Raw genomic sequence first — 20,788 nt, forward strand, 5'->3', positions numbered from 1 at the left:
GAGAGGGGGCTGCCGCGGCGTGCACCGGCAGCCGGTGAAGCGCGCCCAGACCCCGGCCAAGGTGTTTCACGCGCACCGCACCTGCCGATTCGCGATCGAATTCTCCCCTCTCCGCATGCGCAGCATGCGGAGAGGGGCCGGGGGAGGGGCCTCCCGCGGCATGCACCGGCAACCAATCGAAGCGCACCCAAACCCCGCTGGCCAAGGTGTTTCCTCAGCGTTGGAGCGTTCGTGCGCGCTGTGTGGCGGATCCCTCAGTCGCTGCTGATCTCGGCGTACGGGCAGGTTCGCCGGGGCCGCTCCATCGGGATGACAGGTGCGCTTCGGCGGGTGGGGTGGAGATTCCCACACCAGGTGCGCTTAGACGGGTGGGGTGAAGATTCCTACAACAGCTGCGCTTCGGCGGATCGGATGTGCGTGCAGGTGAAGCCAGAGGGGCTCCACCCCATCACACCTTCCGCTTCTCCAGATCCCGCAGCACCACACGCGCGGCGTTGCGGCCCGAGGCGCCCATGATCCCGCCGCCCGGATGCGTGCTGGCGCCCGTCAGGTACATCCCGCGCAGCGGCCCCCGGTACTGCGCCATCCCCCCGAACGGCCGCAGCGCGAACATCTGCGTGACGCTCATCTCCAGGTGCATCACGTTTCCCCGCACCAGCCCCAGCTCCCGCTCCAGCCAGAGCGGATGCTGAAACAGGCTGCCCACCACCTTGCCGCGCGTCCCCGGCGCGTACTTCTCGAAGGCGTCCAGGATGCCGTCGGCCACGCGCTCCCCGATGTCGTCCCAATGGGCGCCGCCCGCCAGCTCGTACGGGTAGTACTGCGCCCACAGCCACAGCACCTCGCCCCCGGGCGGGGCCAGCGAGTCGTCGACGGCGCTGAACGTCATCGCCACGATGGGCGGGTCGCGCGTGGGCTCGCGGCGCAGGTAGTCGCCGTACGCCGACAGGATCTGCTGGCGGTCGCGGCACAGCAGCTGGAGCCCTACCCTTGCCTCGCGTCCTGGGTGCGCCACGTACTCCACTGGCGAGTCCAGCGCCAGCCGCAGCACCGCGCCGAAGCCGTTCCCCACCTGCATCCCGCGCGCGGCGGGTGGCCGGTGCTCCACCGGCAGCAGCCGTCCGAACGTTTCCACCGCGTGCGTTCCCGACACCACGGCGCGGGCGGTGTACGGCTGGCCGCGCACCCGGATTCCCACGGCCCGTCCGTCGTCGACCAGGATCTCGTCCACCCCCGCGCCCGTGTGGACGTAGCCGCCGTGCGCCTCTACGTGCCGGGCCAGCGCCTGCGTGAGCACCCCCGAGCCGCCGCGCGGCCGGGCGATGCCGCCCTCGTGGTAGAGCGGCTGCCAGAGGAGGAAGGGCGCCGTCAGCGGCTCCGTGGGCGGCGGGCCGGACTGCGCGGCCATCCACACCAGCGGCGCCTTCACCTTTTCCTCGCGAAAGTACTCGTCGACCACCTCGCCGTACGGGCGCAGGATGGTGCGCAGCGCGCGCTGCCAGTCGCGCCCGAAGGCCCGGTTGAAGAGGAAGCGCTTCCCCAGCTGAAAAGGGCTGGGCACCTCCAGGAAGGCGTCCTTCACCAGCCGCGCGAAGGGGCGCCAGTCGTCCATCAGGCGGCGGTACGCATCGCCCTCGCCCGGGTACTTTTGCTCCAGCTCCTGGGCCGTGCGGTCGGCGTCGCGGTGGATGAACAGCGAGTCGCCGTCCTCGAACGGGGCGAAGAAGAGCGGGTCCAGCTCCAGGTACTCCAGCCCGAAGCGCTCCAGCCCCAGCTCCTCGACCACGGGCGTCAGGCGGATGAGGATGTGCGCGCTGCCGCCCAGGTCGAAGCGGTAGCCGGGGACGATCTCCTCCGTGGCCACGGCCCCGCCGACGATCGAACGCTTCTCGAAGACCCCCACGCGGTAGCCCGCCTGCGCCAGGTACGCGGCCGTGATCAGCCCGTTGTGCCCGGCGCCGACCACGATGACGTCGTAATCGTGCCCGCCCCTCACGCGGCCCTCGCGGGTGGATGGAGAAAGAGGATCATCCCCTGCACCACGAGGAGGTTGGTGACCAGGAAGAACACCGCTTCCTCCAGCGGCAGCACGCCCAGCGAGGGCCCCAGCGTGTGCGCCGGGCTGATCCGCCAGATTTCGAGGTGGATGGCCACGGCGTCCGCCATCCACAGGTACAGCGTGGGGATGCCGACGGCGAGCGCGAAGACGCGGCGCCGCGCCCAGATCTCGCGCCCGGCGTACGCCCACTGCAGCGCCAGCACCGGCGCCGCCCAGGCCAGGATCAGACCCAGGTAGGTGCCCTTCTCGAACGTCAGCAGCAGCCCGCCCGCCAGCGCCGCGGCGGCGTAGACCAGCGCGCCCGTCCACCGGCTGGCGTTGCCCGCCATCGATGGGCTGGTGGGAAGTAGCGAGCAGAGCAACAGGCCGGTCAGCAGCGGCTGCAGGAGAAAGAACAGGTACTCCTCCACCGGCACGTAGCCGATGGTGCCCACCACGCGGTCGCTTCCGTAGTTCCACACCCCGCGCCAGATCAGGTAGTTGTCCCACGGCGTGGTGTAGACGAGCGCGATCAGCGCCATCAGTGCCAGGAACCGCCCCGCACGCAGATGGATGCCGGGCAGGCGCCGCCGCTGCGTCCACGCCAGGACGAGAAGGGGCGGGACGATGAACACCAGCAGAAAGGCGAGATAGCTCACGCGGCGCGCCGGGGAGCGGGGACCACGCGGTCCAGCACCCGCGCCGAGCAGAGCACGCCGGGAACGCCGCCGCCCGGGTGCGTTCCCGCGCCGACGAAGTACAGCCCGCCCACATCCTCAGACCGGTTGTGGTAGCGGAAGTACGCGGACTGGGTGAGGATGGGCTCCAGCCCGAACGCCGCGCCATCCTCCGACCGCAGCGTGTGCTCGAAGTCGTGCGGCGTCAGGAAGAACGGCTTCACCGGGCTCTCCCCCAAGCCGGGGAGGAGGCGCTTTTCCAGCGAGTCCCGGATGCGCTCCCAGTACGGTTGCGCTTCGCGGCTCCAGTCGATCCCCGCGCGGGTGTTGGGGACGGGGGACAGGACGTAGAACCCTTCGTTCCCCTCCGGCGCCAGCGACGGGTCCGTCCTCGTCGGCGCGTGCAGATAGAGGGAGAAGTCGTCGGCCAGCACGCGGCGGGTGAAGATGTCGTCCAGCAGCGGCTTGTAGCGGTTTCCCAGGACGATGGTGTGGTGGGCCAGCTCCGGGAACTGCTTGCGGCTGCCGAAGTAAGCGACGAACAGGCTCATCGACTGCCTGCGGCGGCGAAGCGACCGGTCCGTGTGCCGCCGCCGATGCGCGGGCGCAATCATCTGCCCATAGACGCGCGACGGGTCGGCGTTGCTGACGACGACGTCGGCGGCGAAGCGCTGCCCATCCGCCGTCCTCACCGCCACGGCCCGCCCGCCGGACACCTCGATCTCCTCCACGGGCGAGTTCATCCGCACGTCCACGTCCATCTCCCCCAGCAGCTTCACCAGCCCGGCCACGATGCTGGTGGTGCCGCCCAGGGCGAAGTGCACGCCCCACTTTCGCTCCAGCCAGTGGATCAGCAGGTAGATGGACGTGGTGCTGAACGGGTTGCCGCCCACCAGCAGGGGCTCGAAGGTGAGCGCCTGCCGCAGCCGCTCGTCGTGGATGTAGCGCGACACCATCCCGTACACGCTGCGGTGGCTGCCCAGGCGGATCATCTGGGGGATCACCCGCGCCATGTCCGCCACGCGATCGAACGGCTGGTCGGCCAGCTGTGTGTAGCCCACGTCGAAGATGCGTTCGGCGTGGGCGGCCAGCTTTCGATAGCCGTCCACGTCGCGCGGGCTCATGGCGCGGATCTGCGCGATCAGCCGCTCCTCGTCGCCCACGTAGTCGAAGGTGCTGCCGTCGGGATACAGGATGCGGTAGAAGGGATCCACCGGCACCAGCTTGACGTAGTCCGCCATGTCGCGGCCGGCGAGCGCGAACAGCTCTTCCAGCAGGTAGGGCGCGGTGATCACCGTGGGCCCGGCATCCCAGGTGAAGCCGTCCTGGCGAAAGACGCGCGCCCGGCCCCCGGGCTGGTCCAGCGCCTCCAGGAGCGTGACCGCGTAGCCCCGGGCGCGCAGCCGCACCGCCGCCGCCAATCCCCCGAACCCGCTGCCGATGACCACCGCGCGGCTGCCGCTCATGCCTCTGCCCCACCAGGATGAAGGTCGTTCAACGCCGTGCGCAGCTCGTCGAGGTCGCGCAGCGGCACGGCGCCCGCGCGCCGCAGGGGCACGGCCGCCGCCTGGGCGCCGGGCCCGCCCACGAAAAGAGTGACGCCCTCTGCCACGGCGGCGCGTATTTCGCGTACTTCCGTATGAAGCGCATCCGCATCGTCTTCCAGCACCGCGCTCAGCAGCACCACGCGGGCGCCGCGGACGGCGACGGCCGTGGCGATGTCGGCCGCCGGGAGGTCGGCGCCCAGGTAGGTGACGCGCCACCCCTCCTGCGCCGCCGCCACGGCGGCCAGCAGCGCGCCGAACTCGTGCCGGTGGCCGCGGGGCGCCACGGCTACGGCGTCCGGGGCGCCGCGCGGCACGGGAAGCGACTCCGCCAGCCAGGCCAGCACGCGGCCCACCTGCGCGGAAAGCACGTGCTCGTGCGCCGGGGTGATGCGGCCCTGCGCCCACCGGTCACCCACGCGGTGCAGCAGGGGAACCACCACGCCGTCGGTGAACTCGTGCGAGGGCAGCGTCACCGCGGCACCCATCAGCGTGGCATACAGGCGCGGCGCGTCCATCGCTTCCACCGCATCGAGCGCGGACGAGACGAAGGCGCCCGCCCCCGCGCGCGGCCGGCCCTGCGGCGCGCGGGGGAGGTCATCGTCGCCCACCAGCGCGGCCAGCTCGCCGACAGACAGCGAGGCCGCCTGGCTGATGCCGTGCCCCGCCTCCGTGGCCAGGCGCAGCTGGCGGAGCCGTGAGATGTCGGCCTCGGAGTACAGGCGGCCTCCCGCGGCGTCGCGCCCGGGCTGCACCACGTCGTACCGGCGCTCCCAGGCGCGCAGCACGTGGGGCGAAAGCCGGGTCATACGGGCCGCGACGCGGATGGGGTACCGCGGCAGCGTTTCGGACGCCTGCATCTGCGCTCCCTGTCGAAGTACCGTCAAGCTACCCTATGAACAGATGCTTGACAAGCCTTATACAAACCATGTATCGTCCCTGCGACGCTCACGGCCGTCCCCGGCCGGGCGAGCACGGCGTGACATCAGCCGCAGGGAAATACCGAATGCGCAGCTCATCCGCCCCATCCTTGTCGGCCCGCCTTCCCGGCGCGGGGCTGATGGTGCTGTACGCGTTCACGGCGTTCGCCCTGTTCGGCTACGCCACCTTTGGGCTGCATCCCGGGCTCCTGGCCCGCTATCCCCAGTTCGCGCGCTTCTACGGCATCTCCTTCCAGTTCTTTGCGCAGGCGCAGATCTACCTTGCCTGGGCGGTGCTGGCCGCGGTGCTGTCGCTGTACGCGGGGAGGCGCTGGGTGCCGGCCTTCTGCGCGCTGTACCTGCTGAGCCTGTGTAGCGAGCTGCTGGGCACCGGCGCGGGCATTCCCTTCGGCGAGTACCACTACACCGAGGCGCTGGGCGCACGGTGGTTCGGCGCGGTGCCCATCGTCATTCCGCTCAGCTGGTTCTTCATGGCGCTGCCCTCGTACGCGGCTGCACGCGCGGCACTGCCGGAGCGGCCGGTCGCGCGAGTCCTCGTCGCGTCCTTGATCCTGCTGAGCTGGGACCTGGCGCTGGACCCGGCCATGAGCCACGCGACCGCGTACTGGGTGTGGGGCCAGCCGGGTGCGTACTACGGAATGCCCTGGCTGAACCTGTTCGGCTGGTACGTCACGGGATTGGGATTGATGGCGGCGCTGGCGGCGCTGCGGGCGGATGCGTGGGTGGCCCGGGTGCCCACGCGGTGGATGCTGGCCTTCTACGGCGCCAACCTGCTGCTTCCCGTGGGAATGAGCGTCGCCGCGGGGATGTGGGGCGCCGTGGCCGCCACCGCCGCCGCGCTGGCCGGTGCGGCCTTCGTCGCGCGGGCGCTGGGCCGAAGCGGGCAGGCGCACGCGAGCATGGTGGGGGCGACCGCATGAGCGCGCCGACCGTGACCGCCGAGCGCGAGCGGGAGCTGCTGCCGCGGGTTCGCGAAGGACTCCTGGGTGCGTCCGCCGCGGCCGGCGCGCAGGGGCTGCCCGGGACGGACGCCGCGGGGCAGCTGCTGCGGCCCATGGTGGCCTTCGCCGGCGTGCGCGGCGAGCCGCCGGCGGGGTTCTGGGACGCGGTGCTGGCCGTGCAGCTGGCGCACGAGGCGTCGCTGCTTCACGACGACGTGATCGACCAGGCGGCGGTGCGCCGCGGCCAGCCGACGCTGGCGAAGGCGCGCGGCGTGGCCTGCGCGCTGGTGCAGGGCGACCACCTGCTGACCGCCGCCTACCGGGCCGCGGCGCGCACCGGCAGCCTGAAATTCGTGACGCTCTTCGCCCGCGCCGTGGAGCGCACCGTCGCCGCCGAGGCCGCGCAGGGGCGCGCGGTGGGGCAGGTGCTCACCCGCGCCGCATACGACGAGATCGCCCTGGGCAAGGCGGGCGAGCTGCTGGGGTGCGCGCTGGCGTCCGCGGCGGTGCTGGAGGGGCGGGCGGACGCGGGAGAGGTGTTCGAACTGGGCCGCCGGCTGGGGCTGCTGTACCAGATGCTGGACGACCTGCTGGACTACTGCCCGCAGACGGACACCGGAAAGCCGCCCTTGGGCGACTACGCGCAGGGGCGGTGGACCTGGATCCTCGGCCAGGCGCCGGACCTTCGCTTCGGCGGCGAGCCGGCCCACGCGGCGCGTGCGCTTCACCGCTCGACGCCGCGAGGCTGCCCGATGGCGCGCGCGCTGACGCAGCTGGAGGCGGAGGGCAGGCTGCTTCGCGACGCGCTTTCCCGCCACCTGCCGGACGACGTGACGACGGTCGGCCTCGTCGATGAATGGATCGGCCGCGCTCGCGAGGCGGTGGCGCGCGAGGCTGTCGTCGTCGAGACCCCGATCGCCGTCCCTCCCACCGTCCCCGCGGCGGACCTGGCGGCGGCGCTGCGGGCACGTGTGCCGGCGCTGGATGCGGTCGATGCCTACCTGGCGACGGGGAGCCGCTCGTTCCGCTTCGCCTCTCGTCTCTTCTCGCCCGACGACGCTGGGCGGGTGGCACGGGTGTACGCCTGGTGCCGCGTCACTGACGACCTGGTGGACGATCCGCCAGCCGGGGTCGACGCCGCGGAATTGCTGGACGCCTGGCTCGGGCTCTCCCGCCGCGCGTACGACGGGCATCCCACGGGGCTGCCGCTGCTGGACCGCGTGATGGGAGAGATGGGGGCGCGCGGCGTGCCCTTTCGCCACGCCGCGTCGCTGGTGGAGGGAATGCGGATGGACCTGCGCGGCGAGCGGTACGCCACCCTGGCCGAGCTGCGCCGCTACACCTTTTGCGTGGCATCCACCGTTGGCCTGTGGCTCACGCAATTGATGGGGGTGGACGATGCCGTGGTGCTGGAGCGCGCGGAGCGGATGGGGCACGCCATGCAGCTGACGAACATCCTGCGCGACGTGGGCGAAGACCGGGCGAACGGCCGGATGTACCTGCCCGCGGAGTTGATGGCCAAGCATGGCATCACCGAGCCGATGCTGGCGCGGATGTGCGCGGGCGGGACGATCTCCCCGGCCTGGCGCGCGCTGGTGGAGGAGCTGATGGCCGTGGCCGAGGACGACTACCGCACCGCGCTGGAGGCGGTGCCCTCCCTTCCGCCGTCGTTCGCCCGCCCCGTGGCGGTGGCGGCGCACGTGTACCGCGGCATCCACCGCGAAATCCGACGCAACGGCCACGACAACCTGCGGCGCCGCGCACACACCCGCTCGAGCGCCAAGGTGAGCCTGGCGCTTGCTGCACTCTGGGAGCTCTTCCGCGCCTCCCGCGGCTCGGCGAGCCTCGGCCGGAGCCGAACCCTGCAGGCAGGCACGTGGAACTGATCCAGCGTCTCGCGTTTCCGCTGCTGCTCGCGGCCGTGCTCTCCACCGTCCCCGCACGGGCGCACGGGCAGGACCCGCTGCAGCGGGTCCGCCAGCTCTACCTGTCCGCCGTCCAGGACGAGTCGGCCATCGCACGGGGGATGCGGGCGCTTCGCGAGGTGCGCGCGGCCGGCGCGGTACGGGCGGGGAGCGGCCTGGATGCCGCGCTGACCGCGTACGATGGCGCGCTGGCGACGCTCCGGGCCAAGCACGGCACCTGGCCCCCCGCCCGCCTGCGGCACCTTCGCGAGGGGCTGGCCGCGATGGACGCCGTCGTCGCCGCGCACCCGGATCACCCGGAAGTGCGCTATCTGCGGCTGATGAGCTGCTACTACCTGCCGGCGATCCTGGGCCGGACCGCATCAGTGCGCGAAGACTTCGCGGCGCTGGCGCGGCTGCTCCCGGAAGCGCGCGGGGAGTATCCGCCGGAGCTGTACGCTGCCATCACGCAATTCGTCCTCAGGCACGGCAACCCCACGGCGGGGCAGCGGCTTGCGCTGGAGGCGGCGTTGGAGGCATCGGGCGGATGAACAGCCGCTTTTCGCGCCCGGCGGTGGCGGCGTTCGAGCTGTTCTTTCGCCCGTGGATGCGGCGGCGCGTGCACGCCGTGCGCGTCTCCTTCGCCGCGCCTCCTCCCCCGACGGACCGGCCGCTGCTGCTGGCCACCAACCACGTGAGCTGGTGGGACGGCTTCGTGCTGCGCGAGGTGCAGCGCACTCTTCGCCCGGGCGCGCCGATGTACACGGTGATGTCGAGCGCGGAGCTGGCGCGCTTTCCCTACTTCCGGCTGATGGGCGTCGTGGGCGTAGATCCCACGTCTGCGGGCTCCGTTTCCCGCGCCCTGGGATTCCTGCGGGCGCGGCTCCGGGAACGACCGGAATCCACGGTCGTCTTCTTTCCGCAGGGGCGCATCTGGCCCTCGCACCGCCGTCCGCTGGGCTTCCGGCGCGGGGTGGAGGTCTTCGCCCGGCGCCTCTCCGCCCACGTCCTTCCCGTAGGCATCCACGCCGAGCCACTGAATACCGTCGCGCCGACGTTCTTCGTCTCCGTCGGCGAAGGTGTCGAGGGACGCGTGGCGGCGGAGGAACTGGAGCGGCGTGTGGAAAAGGAGATCGATGCCGTGCTCGGTTTCCTGGCGGAGCACGGCGAGGAAGCCGGAGATGCGTGGTCGGAGGGGACGCGATGATGGTCGTATCACTGGCCTCCACCATCCTGCTCGCGGTCATGCTGGCGGTCGCACTGTGGAACCTGGCAGCCGCACGACGGCTGGAAGCGGCGGGCGATCCGTCTTCGCACCCTGTGGTCAGCATCCTGGTGCCCGCGCGGAACGAGGAGGCCAACCTGCGCGCCCTGCTCCCCGCCCTGCTTCGGCTGGACTATCCCAAGCTGGAGATCCTGGTGCTGGACGACGGCTCGGACGACGACACGGCGGCCGTGGTCCAGGAGCACGCGTCGATCGGCGGTGCGCGGCTCCGCCTGCTGCCGGGACGCCCGCCGCCGCCGGGGTGGATGGGAAAGTCGTGGGCGTGCCACCAACTGGCCGCGGCCGCCAGCGGTGAGGTGCTGGTGTTCTGCGACGCGGACGTCCTTCCCCTCCCCACCGCGCTGGAGCGGACGATCGCCGCCATGCAGTCCGCGAACGCCGGGGCCGCGACCGTCATCCCCCGGCACCAGCTGGACGGGTGGATCGAAAGCGCCGTGGTGCCGCTGGTGGCGCAGCTGCCCGTGCTGGCGCTCCTGCCGCTGGCCCTGGTCCCCCGGGTGCGCGCACCGTCGCTGTCCATGGCGAACGGGCAGTGGCTGGCGTTCACCCGCGCCGCGTACGCCGCGTGCGGCGGGCACGCCGGCGTGAGGGAGACGGTTCTCGAGGATGTCGCGCTCGGCCGACGGGTGAAGGAGGCGGGGCATCGCCTGCTACCCCTCGTCTCCCACTCGATGGTGAGCGTGCGGATGTACCGCGATCCCACGGCGCTGTGGGAAGGCTTCGGCAAGAACGTCTACGCGCTGGCGGGAGGACGGCCCGCGCCCTTCGTGGCGGCCCTGGCGGTGTTCGGCATCGTGGCCATCTACCCGTGGCTGGGCGTCGCTCTGGGGGTGCGCGGCGCCCTGGTGCCGCTGGCCTTGCTGGCGGCGGTGCGGGCGTGCGGCGTGCTTCTGTTTCGGCACGGCATCCGCTCCGCGCTCCTCCATCCTGCGGGTAGCATTTTGCTGACGGCGATCGCGCTGAAGTCGTACGTGGGAACGCGGCGGGGTACCATGGAGTGGAAGGGAAGGCGGATTGGCGAGGCGGGTGCGCGGATGAGGAGCGCGGCGTGAGCGAAGAACGGGTGATCCTGGTAGATGGGGACGACGTGGAGTGCGGGACGGCCGAAAAGCTGGCCGCCCACGCTGAGGGCGCGCTTCACCGCGCCTTTTCCGTGGTCGTCTTCAACCGCGCGGGCGAGATGCTGCTGCAGTGCCGCGCCGCGGGCAAGTACCACTCGGCCGGGCTGTGGTCCAACGCCTGCTGCGGGCATCCCCGCCCGGGCGAGGACGTGCGCAAGGCCGCGCGGCGCCGCCTGGCCGAAGAGATGGGCATCGACTGCAAGCTGAAGCCCCTGTTCCACCTTCGCTATCACGCGGATGTCGGCGGCGGCCTGGTGGAGAACGAGTATGACCACGTGTTCACGGCCTTGTACGACGGCGACGAGCCGCGGCCGAACCCCGCGGAGGTGCAGGCATGGCGCTGGGTGCCGTTGGAAGAAATCCGCCGCGACGTGGACGAGGAGCCGGAACGCTACACGGCGTGGTTCCCGCTGCTGGTCGACGAGCTTGCCGCGGAAGGCGCCCGGTACTGATCGCGTCCGGGGGAGAAAAGGAGAGGGCCGGCTCCGCATCGCGGGGCCGGCCCTCCGTCCATCGATCCACGGGACAAGGCTTACTGCGTGTACTTCAGCACGATGACGCCTTCGGGCCGCTCGGGATACCGGGTCATCACGACCAGTTCAGGTCCCGTCAGCGCCGCGTTTCCGGTGAACGTGTCGTTCTCCCGCTGCAGCTTGGTCCACGTGGTTCCGCTCACCACCACCACCTCGGTCGCCGCGCCCGCGCGCAGCGAGAACCGCTGCGGAACGCCACTGGGCAGGTTGGCCGTCAGCGGCGCTTCCACCACGGTGACGTCCAGGCCGGGGGCGCCGTACGCGCTCACCAGGCCAGGCCACCGCGGCTGCTGGTACGCCTGGCGAAGCTGGTCCGGCGAAAAACCGAGCGACCAGAGCCCCGGGTGCGTAAAGGGCATCCGCTCGAACTCCTGGGCCGAAACCGGCTGGTCGAGGAGCTGGTCGGCCGCGGTCCGGCCGCGGTGCGACCACACGAGGATTTCGGGTGGGGTGGCAAAGTAGAAGTCGCGAGGCCGGCGGACGAACTGCCGCCCCTCGATGTCGCCCGCTCCCCAGGATGCATCCAGGAGCAGCCACTCGCCATCGGCCCGGACCGCGTTCCAGGCATGCTGCTGGATGCGGAACGGCCGGCGCGGGTCCGTGCTGTACGCCTTGGCGTCACCCACCACCGAGCGCGCCTCCAGCCCCGCCGCCTGGGCCACGGCCGTGTACAGGCCGGAGAATCCCTCGCAAACCCCCAGGCGGCGCCGGAGCACTCGCTCCGGGAACTGTGAGTTGGTCGCCAGGACGCCCCCGCCGCGAAAGAACAGCGGCGCATCGTACGCGATGTTTTCCACCATCCAGCGATAGATCGCCCGCGCCCGGTCGCGCTCACCGGGGAGCGCTGCCTGGAAGTGGGCGCCCAGCGTGGCGATCTGGCGGGTCACCGTCTCCGGCGTGGCGAGCGCGACGGAGTCCGCCGTGGCGTAGATGCTCGCGTTCTGTGCCTGGACGGGAGAAACGAGCGTCGCGAGCGCGAGCAGGCCCGCGCAGAGGGATGGTCCGCGGAAGGTCATGTTGGAGAAACGGGGGCGAGACAGGACGGGGCTGGCAGCGGGGAACTCTACGCCGGTAGAATCGGGCGTTTCGAGAAATTCCGCTAGATCCAACTCTCGCGAGAACGGAAGAAGGCGCCCCCGGAGATCATCCCGGAGGCGCCCTACGTCCTTCGCCAAAGTCCGGCGTCAGCCGTCGACGCCGCTAGTTGACGGCGACGTGGCCGGGGTGCACGGCCGGAAGCCGAAGCCGGAAGAGGCTGCCCGCGCCCGGGGTGGACTCGGCCTGCAGCTCGCCCCCAAGCAGCTGGGCCAAGCGCTGCGAGATGGGAAGCCCCAGCCCGGTGCCTCCCTCGGCGGAATTCGGAAGCTGCACGAACTCGTCGAAGATGCGCGGCAGGTCCTCGGCGGGAATCCCCAGCCCCATGTCGACCACCTCCAGCTCCATCCAGCCGCCCTCCCGCCGCTTGCAGCGGATGACCACCGGCTTGCCCTCGCCGAATTTGATGGCGTTGGACACCAGGTTCAGCAGGATCTGCCGCACGCGCCGCGGGTCGGTGATGATGGGGTCGGGGCAGTCGCCCTCGGCCACGTCCAGCGGCGTGTTGCGGCTTTCGGCCACCGGGCGCACGGTGGAAAGCAGCTCCTCGATCAGCTGCGGCACGTGCACCGGCTCCGAGGCGATCTCCATCTTTCCCGCCTCGAGCTTGGACAGGTCCAGCACGTCGTTCACCAGTTCCAGCAGGTGGCGCGTGGCCCGCTGCGACCGCTCGATGCTCTCCTGGATCCCGCCGGCCACCGGGCCGAACACCTCGGCCAGCACCAGATCGTTGTAGCCCAGGATGGCGTTGATGGGGGTGCGCAGCTCGTGGCTCATCACCGTGTAGAAGCGGCTGCGCGCCTGCACCGCGTGCTCGCGCTCCTGCTCGGCCCGCTTGCGGCCCGAGATGTCGGCGGCGCCCACGGCGATGCCGTCGCCCAGCTTCACCGCCGTCACGCGAAGCCACAGGTCCAGCCCGTCGTGCGCGTAGTGCACCTCGCTTTCGCGCGGCTCGCCCGTTTCCACCACGTCGGCGTACAGGCGGAACAGCCCCGCGTCGAGGTTGCCGGGATACTCTTCGATGATGGCGCGGCCCCGCAGCTCCTCGGGCGTGCGCCCCAGCATGCGGCAGGCGGCGGGGTTCAGGTATTCGAAGCGGAAGTCCTGGATGGCCCCATCCGCGCCGCGCACGCTGTGCAGCACCACGAAGGCGTCGGGGGAGGTTTCCTGCACGGTGCGGAAGCGGATCTCCGCCTCGCGCGCCTGGGCCTCGGCGCGGAAAAGGCGCACGGCGTGGCGAAGGCTCTGGGCCAGCCGCTCGGGGGTCAGCCCGTCCTTCTGCAGGTAGTCGGAGGCGCCCTCCTTCATCAGCCCCACGGCCGTCTGCGTGTCCTGCTGGCCGGTGAGCATGATGACGGGCGCGTCTACCCCCGACTCGCGCATGCCGCGCAGCACCCGCAGGCCGTCGCCCCCCGGAAGGTTGTAGTCCAGGAACACGCAGTCGAACGGCTCGCCCTTCACGGCGTCGAGCGCGCTGGCCACGTCCACGGCGTCGGTCACCTCGGCCGTCACCCCGCCGGCGCGAAGGGCGCGGCGGACGGCCATGCGGTCTACCTGGTCGTCGTCGACGATCAGGATGCGAAGCGTTTCTTCCGGCTCCATGGCTACGGCAGCTCTACGAGCGACCAGTACTTGTTCAGCGTGGCCATCGCCTCGACGAAGTTCATCAGCGTCACCGGCTTCAGGATGTAGCCCGCCACGTTCAGGTTGTATGCCTCCACCCGGTCGCGCTCGTCGTCGCTGGTGGTGAGCACCACCACCGGCACGGGCCGCAGCTCGGGGTCCGCGCGCAGCTCCCGCAGGAACTCGATGCCGTTCATCCGCGGCATGTTCAGGTCCAGCAGCACCAGCCGGCGCTCGCGGGGCATGTCGCCCGTCCGCAGCATCTCCAGGGCATCCAGCCCGTTGCCGGCCACCCACAGCGGGTTGCAGATGTTGTTCTTCTTGAAGGCGCGGCGAACGTTCATCACGTCCACCTCGTCGTCTTCCACCAGCAGAATGTTCAGCATTTTCTCATCGGCCTGTGACATCGTCCGCTCTCCTGGGCCACGTAAACCGGAAGGTGGCGCCCCCCTGGGGGGGAGACTCCACCCAGATGCGCCCCCCCCTGCTTTCCACCAGCTTCTTCACCAGTGACAGGCCGATGCCCGTGCCCTCCACCTTGTCGCGCGCCTGCAGCGTCTGGAAGATGCCGAAGATGCGCTCGTGGTACTCCGGTGCAATCCCGGGTCCGTTGTCGGCCACGCTGAACTCGAAGGCGCTTCCCAGGTCGCCCGCGGTCACCTGCACCGAGGGCGCGGGGCTGGTGTTGTACTTGGCCGCGTTGCCGATCAGGTTCATGAACACCTGCTGCAGAGGCAGCCGCTCCGTCGTCATCCGCGGCAGCGGTTCGGGCACCCGCACCTCGAACCCCGCGGGCAGGGCCAGCAGGTCCTCGGCCTCTTCCAGCAGCGCCTGCACGTCTACCTCCTCCGGCTCTTCGCGCACCCGCCCGGCCCGGGAGTACTGGAGGATGCCGTCGATCAGCCCCTCCATCCGGTGCACCCGGCCGCGCAGCAATTCCAGGTGCTCGCGCGCCTCGTCGGTCACGCGGTCGCCCAGGTCTTCCTCGATCCAGCTGGACAGGTTGGCGATGCCGCGCAGGGGCGCCTTCAGGTCGTGGCTGGCCACGTAGGCGAACTGGTCCAGCTCCTTGTTGCTGGCCTCCAGCTGCCGCGCCAGCCGCCCCAGCTCGTCGGCCTTGGCTTCTACCTCCCGGCGGGCGCGCACCTGCGCCGTCACCTCTACGGCGTGCACCAGGATGTCGCGCCCGTGCGCGCCGGCGCCGGCCAGCGGCCGCCACACCAGGTTCCACCAGGTGTCTTCCATCACCCCGCTCCCGAACCGCTCCAGCGGCACGTTCACCTCGGGATCGTGAAAGGGCTCGCCCGTTTCGTACACGCGCTGCAGCATCTCGAACAGCCCCGTTCCCGCGAACTCCGGGAATACGTCGCGGAAGGGCCGGCCCACGGCGTTGGGCTTGCCCACCGTCTGCTCCCAGGTGGGGTTCACCAGGGTGATCACGTGGTCGGGCCCGGAGTACAGGGCCATGACGGCGGGCGCCTCGGCGAAGATCTGCTGAAGGCGGGCCTGCCCCGTCTCCAGCTCGGCGATCAGCCGCTCGCGCTCGGCCTCGTCCGCGCGCCGCTCGGTGATGTCCTGCACCGTGCCCAGGAAGCGCGCCGGCTTGCGGGCCCCGCCCTGGCCCGCGAAGGACACGCGGCCCACGGCGCGCACCCAGCGGTGCTCGCCGTCGGGGCACACGATGCGGTAGTCGGTGGCGAACTCGCCCCGTCCGGCCGGGTCCATGGCCGCGGCGACGGCGGTGTTCGCCCGGTCCTTGTCGTCGGGGTGAACGATCTCCAGGAAGGTGTCGTAGGTCACCTCTCCCTCCTGCGGAACGCCGAAGATCCGCCGCGCCCGCGGGTCCCACGTCAGCGCTTCGCCCGACACGTCCCAGTCGTAGGTGCCCACGTCGGCGGCGTCCAGGGCCAGGCGCAGCCGCTCTTCCAGGCGCTCCACCGCCACGCGGGCCCGCACCTGGTCCGTGACCTCCACCGCGTGGATCAGGATGCCGCTCACGGCGCCGCCGTCGCGCAGCGGCTGGAAGACGAAGTTGTAGAAGCCCTCCTCCAGTTGGCCGGTGCCCCGCCGGTCGATCAGCACCGGCGACTCGTTGCCCACCACGGCCTGGCCGCTGGCGTACACGCCGTCCAGCATTTCGAAGTAGCCCTGCCCCTCCACCTCGGGAACGGCCTGGCGGATGGTCTTGCCCAGCACCTCGCGCCCGCCCACCGAGGCCAGGTACGGCGGGTTGGCCAGCTCGAACACGTGCTCCGGCCCGCGCAGGACGGCGATCATGGCGGGGGCCTGCATGAACAGCTCGCGCAGCCGCGAGCGCTCCGCGGCCAGTTGGCCGATCAGCGCCTCGCTCTCCGCGGCCGCGCGCTTTTCGGCATCGACGTCGTCCAGCACCACCAGCGCATGGGTCATTTCGCCGCGGGCGTCGCGGATGGGCACGCCGGTGATCTGCACCCACCGGCGCACGCCGTCGCCGCGCTCGTACAGGTACGGGTCCGGCCCGGCGGGCTGGCCGGTGGCGAGCACCCGGGCCAGCGGGTACTCGTGCCCCTCCACCCGCCGGCCGTCGGGGTGGTAGCCCGTCCACTCGCGGTACGCCTCCACGCTTTCGGAACGCAGGAGCGGGTGCCCCAAAATCTCCTCCAGCCGGGGGTTTCCCATCACGATGGCGCCCGACGGGGCCTCGGCGATGATGATGCCCACGGGCGCGTTCTCGATGACGGCGGCCAGCTGCGCGCGCTCGCGGCCGGATTCCTCGATGGCGTGCTGCAGCTGCTCGTTGGACGTTTCCAGCTCCACCTGCACGTCTTCCATCTGCTGGGCCTGCACCGTCATTTCTTCGGTCTGGGCCTCCATCTCGGTGGCCTGCTCCTCCAGGCGGCGGCGCTGCTCCACCATCTCGGTGACGTCCACCCCGTGCGCCAGGATCCCCGCGACGGTGCCGCCGGGCCCGGGAAGCGGTTGGTAGACGAAGTTGACGAAGCGCGCCTCCATCCCCGCGCCCGCCTCGCGCTGCAGCGCCACCGGCAGCTCCGTGCCGATGAAGGGCTGGCCGGTGGTGTACACGTTGTCCAGCAGCGCCAGGAAGCCCTGCTCCACCACCTCGGGAAGGGCCTCGGCCACCGTCTTCCCCAGGATGTCGCGGTGCCCCACCAGCTGGTAGTACGGCGGGTTGGCCAGCTCGAAGACGTGCGTGGGCCCGGTGAGCATGGCGATGAAGGCGGGCGACTCCTGGAACACCGTCCGCAGGCGGGCGCGCTCCATCTCCAGGTCGTTCAGCAGCCGACGGCGCTCCGCCTCGGCCCGCCGGTCCTCGGTGATGTCGCGCGCCTCGATGATGGTGCCCACCGTGCGCTCCCCGTCGCGGATGGGGCTGGCGGTGAAGGCCACGGGGTAGAAGTGCCCGTCCTTGTGGACGAACGTTTCCTCGCCCTGCTCGCGCATGTTCTGGGGAAACGCCCGGTCGATGGGGCATTCCTCCAGAGGATAGGGAGTGCCGTCGGGGCGCGTGTGGTGCACGTAGTCGTGGAGCGCCTTCCCCTGCACCTCGGCCAGGGTGTAGCCGGTGAGCTGCTCGGCGGCGGGGTTCATGAACGTGCACCGCTGGTGCTCGTCCATGATGAACAGCGCCAGCGTGGCGTTCCGGGCGAGCGTGTCCAGCTGCCGCCGGTAGTGCTCGGCGGGCAGGTCGCTACCCGCGGGCGCGCCCGCCGGGGGGCTGGTTTCGATGGGGGTCACCGCTGCATCGTTCAGGGCGGAAAGGCCGGGCGCCCAGGGGGCACGGCGGCCGGAGTTCGCGTTCGGTGGTGGCGGCCCTCCGGTGGCGCCGCGAGCCGCGGCCGCGTTGCCAGAATGGTGCCCACGCGCCGAGGGCCGGCTCCCCGTCGCGGAGCCGGCCCTTTCTTCCATCACGCGGTGCGCCCGGCGGTCAGCTCGCCGGCGTGGCCGCGACGGCCGTCGCTTTCTGCGAGCACCCCGACACGTTGCAGGCGCGCAGCTGGTAGCCGTACACACGGCCCGCCAGGAGCCCGGTGTCGTCCACCCGCGCCGTGTTCGCCGGATGGGACACCGGCGGCGACCACGCCCCCCACGTGCCGTCCGGGTTGCGCAGCGAGCGGCTGAGAAGATAGGAGGTCTCGCCGGGGCCGTCCGTCCAGGTCAGCCGGATGGCGCCCGAAGACGGGGACGCGGTGAGGGCCATGGGCGTGCCCGGGACCGGCGGGATGCTCACGCCGGGGCTGGTGGCCCGCGCGGCGCACCCGGCCAGGTTGCACGCCCTCACCCGGAACCGGTAGGTGGTGCCGGGAACGAGCCCCGTGCTGGTGAACGTCGTACGGTTGGGCGGCAGCGTCGCCACCTCCACGAACTCGCCCACCGTCCCCGTGCTGCTTACCAGGGCGCGGGTAAGCTGGAACGAGGCCTCGTTGCTGCTGGCGTCCATCCAGCTCAGCCGGATGGAGGTGCCGGAAACCACGGTACCCGTCAGCCCCGTCGGCGCCGCGGGAACGGTGGGCAGCACCACCGGGCCGCTGGCGGCCCATCCCGAGCACCCCACGACGTTGCAGGCGTTCACCTGGAAGCGGTAGGTGCCGCCGGCCAGCAGCCCGGTGCTGGTGAAGCTCGTCACCCCGGCCGGTGCGGAGCCCGCCGCCTCGAACGGTCCCCAGCTGCCGTCGCCGCCGCGGAGCGAGCGGGCGACCGAGAACGAGGCTTCGTCGACGCTGCCGTCCGTCCAGGTGAGCGCCGCGCGGTTGGCTCCCGCCGCCACGGCCGACAGGCCGAACGGCGCGGAAGGGAGGGAGGTGGGAATGCGGGCCGGCGCGCTGGCCACCCACGCCGAGCACCCCGCCGCGTTGCAGGCGCGCACCCGGTACTGGTAGTTCACGCCCGCCGACGCCATGTGGTTGAACCGCACGGCGTTGGCCGCCGTCGTCCCGGCGTCCGCCCACGCCGTCCACGTTCCCGGCGAGGGCTCGCTCCGCCTCGACACGGTGAACCCGGTTTCGTTCGCGACCGAGTCGGCCCAGGTGAGACGCAGCGACGCCGTGGTCAGGGGGCGCAGGACCACGCCGGAGGGAGCGGCCGGAGGCCCGCCGCCCGCGGCGTGCAGCGTGACACCCGAGTACGTGCTCCAACCCCGAACCATCACGTAGTACGTACCCGCGCGCGGGCTGGGCAACACGCAGCTTTCCGCGGTCCCGGCCGACCACGACTGGCAGTCGAACCGGCTGGTGCTGGGGGCCTCGCCGTAGCGCACGAACAGGTCTACGTCGCCCGTTCCCCCGCTGGTCCCGATGCTGAGCGTGGCGGTCCCGGCGGGCACCGACACGGCGTAGTACGCCTCGGTTCCGTACGGTCCCGCCAGGCCGGTCAGGGGCGTGTCCAGCACCAGCTCCTGCGCCTGCGCCACCCCCACCGTCACGTTCACCTGCGCCGGCGTGTTCACCCCGGCCGGGTCCGAAACGGTCAGCTTGCCCGTGTGGGTGCCGGGGGAAAGGGCGCTCGCGTCCACCACCGAGGTGAGCCCCGCGAGCGACCCGGAGGTCAGGGTGCCGTTGCCGGGGCTCACCGAAAGCCAGGGCCGGTCGCCGACGGCGTCCCACTCCAGCGTGCCGGTGCCCGCGTTGATCAGCAGGACCGGGCTCGACAGCACCGTGGCGGTGGCGGTGGCGGTGGCGGCGGTGCCCGCGCCGTCCGCGGCCGTCTTGCCTTCGCCCTGCCCCGTGGCCTGGAACACCTGCGCGGGACCCGCTTCCGCGGGCGCCTCCGCCGCCGCGGGCATCCCGGGCACGGGGCGCACGAAGGTAAGGGCCAGCGCCACGGGGTTCAGGACGATGGCCCCGCCCGGGCCCTCTTCGGCCAGCCTGGAAAAGAGCAGCCGGTTGGGCGACCCGGTGCCCAGCCCCTGCAGCCGCCGCGCGGTGCTGGTGGCCAGGATGCGCGCCGCCACCGTGGCGGGGGTGGCCGTGGGATCGCCCTGCAGGTACAGCGCGGCTACTCCCGCGACGTGGGGCGACGCCATCGACGTGCCGCTGAGCGTGGCCAGGTAGCTGTCGTTGTAGTGCGAAGCGCTGGTGATGCTGGTTCCCGGCGCGAACAGGTCCACGCAAGTGCCCCAGTTGGAAAACACCGAACGCGCGTCGTTGCTGGCCGTCGCCCCGACGGTAAGGGCCTCGGGGGTGCCCGCGGGCGAGCGGGTGCAGGCGTCGCCGTTCTCGTTGCCCGCCGACACCGCGTACACCACGCCCGAGGCGATGGAAGCCTGCACCGCCTCGTTCATGGGCGCGTAGGCGCTGCCGCCCAGCGACATGTTGGCCACGGCCGGCTTCTATGCGTTGGCCGTCACCCACTCCACGGCGGCGATGAGGGTGGACCAGGGCGTGCCGCCCGAACAGGGGAACACGCGCACCGACACCACCTGGGCCGCCTTGGCCACCCCGGAGTAGGTGCCGGCCACGGTGCCGGCTACGTGCGTCCCGTGCCCGTGGCAGTCCTGCCCGTTCTGCCCGTCGCCCACGTAGTCGATGCCCACGGTGGCGCGTCCGCCGAACTCGGCGTGCGTGGTGCGGATGCCGGTGTCGATCACGTACACGCGCACCCCCTGGCCGGTGCGGGACGAGGTGTAGGTGCCGCCCAGGGGAAGGTTGCGCTGGTCGATGCGGTCCAGCCCCCAGCCGGCGCCATGCTGCACGCTGTCGGGGTGCGCCATGGCGTCCTGCGCCACGTAGCGCACCCGCGGGTCACGGCGCAGCTCGTCGACCGCGGCCGGCGACAGGCTGGCCGCGAAGCCGTTCAGCACCGAGCGGTAGGTGAAGTGGAGCGTTCCTCCGTGCGCGGCCACCACGTCGTGGGCCACGGCGGCGGTGCCCGTCTCCGCGGCGTTCATCACCACCACGTAGCGCCCCGGAACCGCTTCGGCGCTGGCGGAGAGCAGGGGCGCCAGCTCGCCGGGCGCGCGGACGCGGGCGCCGGTCGTGCTCCGGTCGCATCCCGCCACGGCGGCGGCCAGGGCGAGCATGCACAGAAATCGCGACAGTTTCATGCGGGAAACTCGGTGCGGGGGTCGGATGAATGGCCTGCGTGGCCGGC

Annotated in this window: 15 protein-coding genes and 1 pseudogene; 6 read left to right on the forward strand and 10 right to left on the reverse strand. The window is 71.7% G+C overall.

Annotation, left to right across the window (positions count from 1 at the left end):
* Nucleotides 1–448: 448 nt before the first annotated feature.
* The 4 genes from VF632_RS15655 to VF632_RS15670 are packed head-to-tail and all read right to left on the reverse strand — an operon-like array spanning nucleotide 449 to nucleotide 5,119.
* Nucleotides 449–1,996, reverse strand: a complete 1,548-nt coding sequence (locus VF632_RS15655; RefSeq protein ID WP_331023855.1) for an NAD(P)/FAD-dependent oxidoreductase — start codon at nucleotides 1,994–1,996, stop codon at nucleotides 449–451.
* Entirely contained in the window at nucleotides 1,993–2,697 is a 705-nt protein-coding gene (locus VF632_RS15660; protein WP_331023856.1) for a lycopene cyclase domain-containing protein, read from the reverse strand. Before VF632_RS15660 ends, VF632_RS15655 begins: the two co-directional genes overlap by 4 nt.
* Nucleotides 2,694–4,181, reverse strand: coding sequence for a phytoene desaturase (locus VF632_RS15665; protein ID WP_331023857.1), 1,488 nt, complete (start codon nucleotides 4,179–4,181; stop codon nucleotides 2,694–2,696). Before VF632_RS15665 ends, VF632_RS15660 begins: the two co-directional genes overlap by 4 nt.
* A complete protein-coding gene (locus VF632_RS15670) occupies nucleotides 4,178–5,119 on the reverse strand; it encodes a MerR family transcriptional regulator (protein WP_331023858.1) in 942 nt (313 codons plus the stop codon). Before VF632_RS15670 ends, VF632_RS15665 begins: the two co-directional genes overlap by 4 nt.
* Before the next feature lie 146 nt (nucleotides 5,120–5,265).
* Between VF632_RS15670 and VF632_RS15675 the strand changes: the two genes are divergently transcribed.
* The 6 genes from VF632_RS15675 to idi are packed head-to-tail and all read left to right on the forward strand — an operon-like array spanning nucleotide 5,266 to nucleotide 10,903.
* Nucleotides 5,266–6,120, forward strand: coding sequence for a carotenoid biosynthesis protein (locus VF632_RS15675; protein ID WP_331023859.1), 855 nt, complete (start codon nucleotides 5,266–5,268; stop codon nucleotides 6,118–6,120).
* Entirely contained in the window at nucleotides 6,117–8,027 is a 1,911-nt protein-coding gene (locus VF632_RS15680) for a squalene/phytoene synthase family protein (RefSeq protein ID WP_331023860.1), read from the forward strand. The genes VF632_RS15675 and VF632_RS15680 overlap by 4 nt, the downstream gene beginning before the upstream one ends.
* Nucleotides 8,018–8,596, forward strand: coding sequence for a hypothetical protein (locus VF632_RS15685; RefSeq protein ID WP_331023861.1), 579 nt, complete (start codon nucleotides 8,018–8,020; stop codon nucleotides 8,594–8,596). Before VF632_RS15680 ends, VF632_RS15685 begins: the two co-directional genes overlap by 10 nt.
* On the forward strand, nucleotides 8,593–9,252 hold the full coding sequence (locus VF632_RS15690; RefSeq protein ID WP_331023862.1) for a lysophospholipid acyltransferase family protein: 660 nt from the start codon (nucleotides 8,593–8,595) through the stop codon (nucleotides 9,250–9,252). Before VF632_RS15685 ends, VF632_RS15690 begins: the two co-directional genes overlap by 4 nt.
* Entirely contained in the window at nucleotides 9,249–10,382 is a 1,134-nt protein-coding gene (locus tag VF632_RS15695; protein ID WP_331023863.1) for a glycosyltransferase family 2 protein, read from the forward strand. Before VF632_RS15690 ends, VF632_RS15695 begins: the two co-directional genes overlap by 4 nt.
* A complete protein-coding gene (gene idi / locus VF632_RS15700; protein WP_331023864.1) occupies nucleotides 10,379–10,903 on the forward strand; it encodes an isopentenyl-diphosphate Delta-isomerase in 525 nt (174 codons plus the stop codon). The genes VF632_RS15695 and idi overlap by 4 nt, the downstream gene beginning before the upstream one ends.
* Before the next feature lie 80 nt (nucleotides 10,904–10,983).
* Here idi and VF632_RS15705 read toward each other — a convergent pair whose 3' ends face one another.
* The 6 genes and pseudogenes from VF632_RS15705 to VF632_RS15730 all read right to left on the reverse strand — a co-directional run.
* Nucleotides 10,984–12,000 carry a transglutaminase domain-containing protein gene (locus tag VF632_RS15705; protein ID WP_331023865.1) on the reverse strand — a complete coding sequence of 339 codons (1,017 nt, stop codon included), beginning with the start codon at nucleotides 11,998–12,000 and terminating at the stop codon, nucleotides 10,984–10,986.
* 184 nt (nucleotides 12,001–12,184) lie between these two features.
* Nucleotides 12,185–13,681, reverse strand: a complete 1,497-nt coding sequence (locus VF632_RS15710) for an ATP-binding response regulator (protein WP_331023866.1) — start codon at nucleotides 13,679–13,681, stop codon at nucleotides 12,185–12,187.
* 2 nt (nucleotides 13,682–13,683) lie between these two features.
* Nucleotides 13,684–14,109, reverse strand: a complete 426-nt coding sequence (locus tag VF632_RS15715; protein ID WP_331023867.1) for a response regulator — start codon at nucleotides 14,107–14,109, stop codon at nucleotides 13,684–13,686.
* Nucleotides 14,093–17,437 (reverse strand): PAS domain S-box protein, encoded by a 3,345-nt coding sequence (locus VF632_RS15720; RefSeq protein WP_331023868.1) that lies wholly within the window; start codon nucleotides 17,435–17,437, stop codon nucleotides 14,093–14,095. The genes VF632_RS15715 and VF632_RS15720 overlap by 17 nt, the downstream gene beginning before the upstream one ends.
* Before the next feature lie 190 nt (nucleotides 17,438–17,627).
* Nucleotides 17,628–19,481, reverse strand: a complete 1,854-nt coding sequence (locus VF632_RS15725) for a fibronectin type III domain-containing protein (protein WP_331023943.1) — start codon at nucleotides 19,479–19,481, stop codon at nucleotides 17,628–17,630.
* A gap of 144 nt (nucleotides 19,482–19,625) precedes the next feature.
* Nucleotides 19,626–20,741, reverse strand: a pseudogene (locus VF632_RS15730) (S8 family peptidase); the annotation flags it as partial.
* Between the last annotated feature and the right edge of the window lie 47 nt (nucleotides 20,742–20,788).

Origin of the sequence: Longimicrobium sp., assembly GCF_036388275.1 — a bacterium.
Taxonomy (GTDB): domain Bacteria; phylum Gemmatimonadota; class Gemmatimonadetes; order Longimicrobiales; family Longimicrobiaceae; genus Longimicrobium.

Excerpts from the sequence above, each read along its gene's own strand:
- VF632_RS15665 (WP_331023857.1), bottom strand. The coding sequence starts at position 4,181 with ATGAGCGGCAGCCGCGCGGTGGTCATCGGCAGCGGGTTCGGGGGATTG.
- VF632_RS15670 (WP_331023858.1), bottom strand. The coding sequence starts at position 5,119 with ATGCAGGCGTCCGAAACGCTGCCGCGGTACCCCATCCGCGTCGCGGCC.
- VF632_RS15675 (WP_331023859.1), top strand. The coding sequence starts at position 5,266 with ATGCGCAGCTCATCCGCCCCATCCTTGTCGGCCCGCCTTCCCGGCGCG.
- VF632_RS15680 (WP_331023860.1), top strand. The coding sequence starts at position 6,117 with ATGAGCGCGCCGACCGTGACCGCCGAGCGCGAGCGGGAGCTGCTGCCG.
- VF632_RS15690 (WP_331023862.1), top strand. The coding sequence starts at position 8,593 with ATGAACAGCCGCTTTTCGCGCCCGGCGGTGGCGGCGTTCGAGCTGTTC.
- VF632_RS15695 (WP_331023863.1), top strand. The coding sequence starts at position 9,249 with ATGATGGTCGTATCACTGGCCTCCACCATCCTGCTCGCGGTCATGCTG.
- VF632_RS15705 (WP_331023865.1), bottom strand. The coding sequence starts at position 12,000 with ATGACCTTCCGCGGACCATCCCTCTGCGCGGGCCTGCTCGCGCTCGCG.
- VF632_RS15710 (WP_331023866.1), bottom strand. The coding sequence starts at position 13,681 with ATGGAGCCGGAAGAAACGCTTCGCATCCTGATCGTCGACGACGACCAG.
- VF632_RS15715 (WP_331023867.1), bottom strand. The coding sequence starts at position 14,109 with ATGTCACAGGCCGATGAGAAAATGCTGAACATTCTGCTGGTGGAAGAC.
- VF632_RS15725 (WP_331023943.1), bottom strand. The coding sequence starts at position 19,481 with ATGCCCGCGGCGGCGGAGGCGCCCGCGGAAGCGGGTCCCGCGCAGGTG.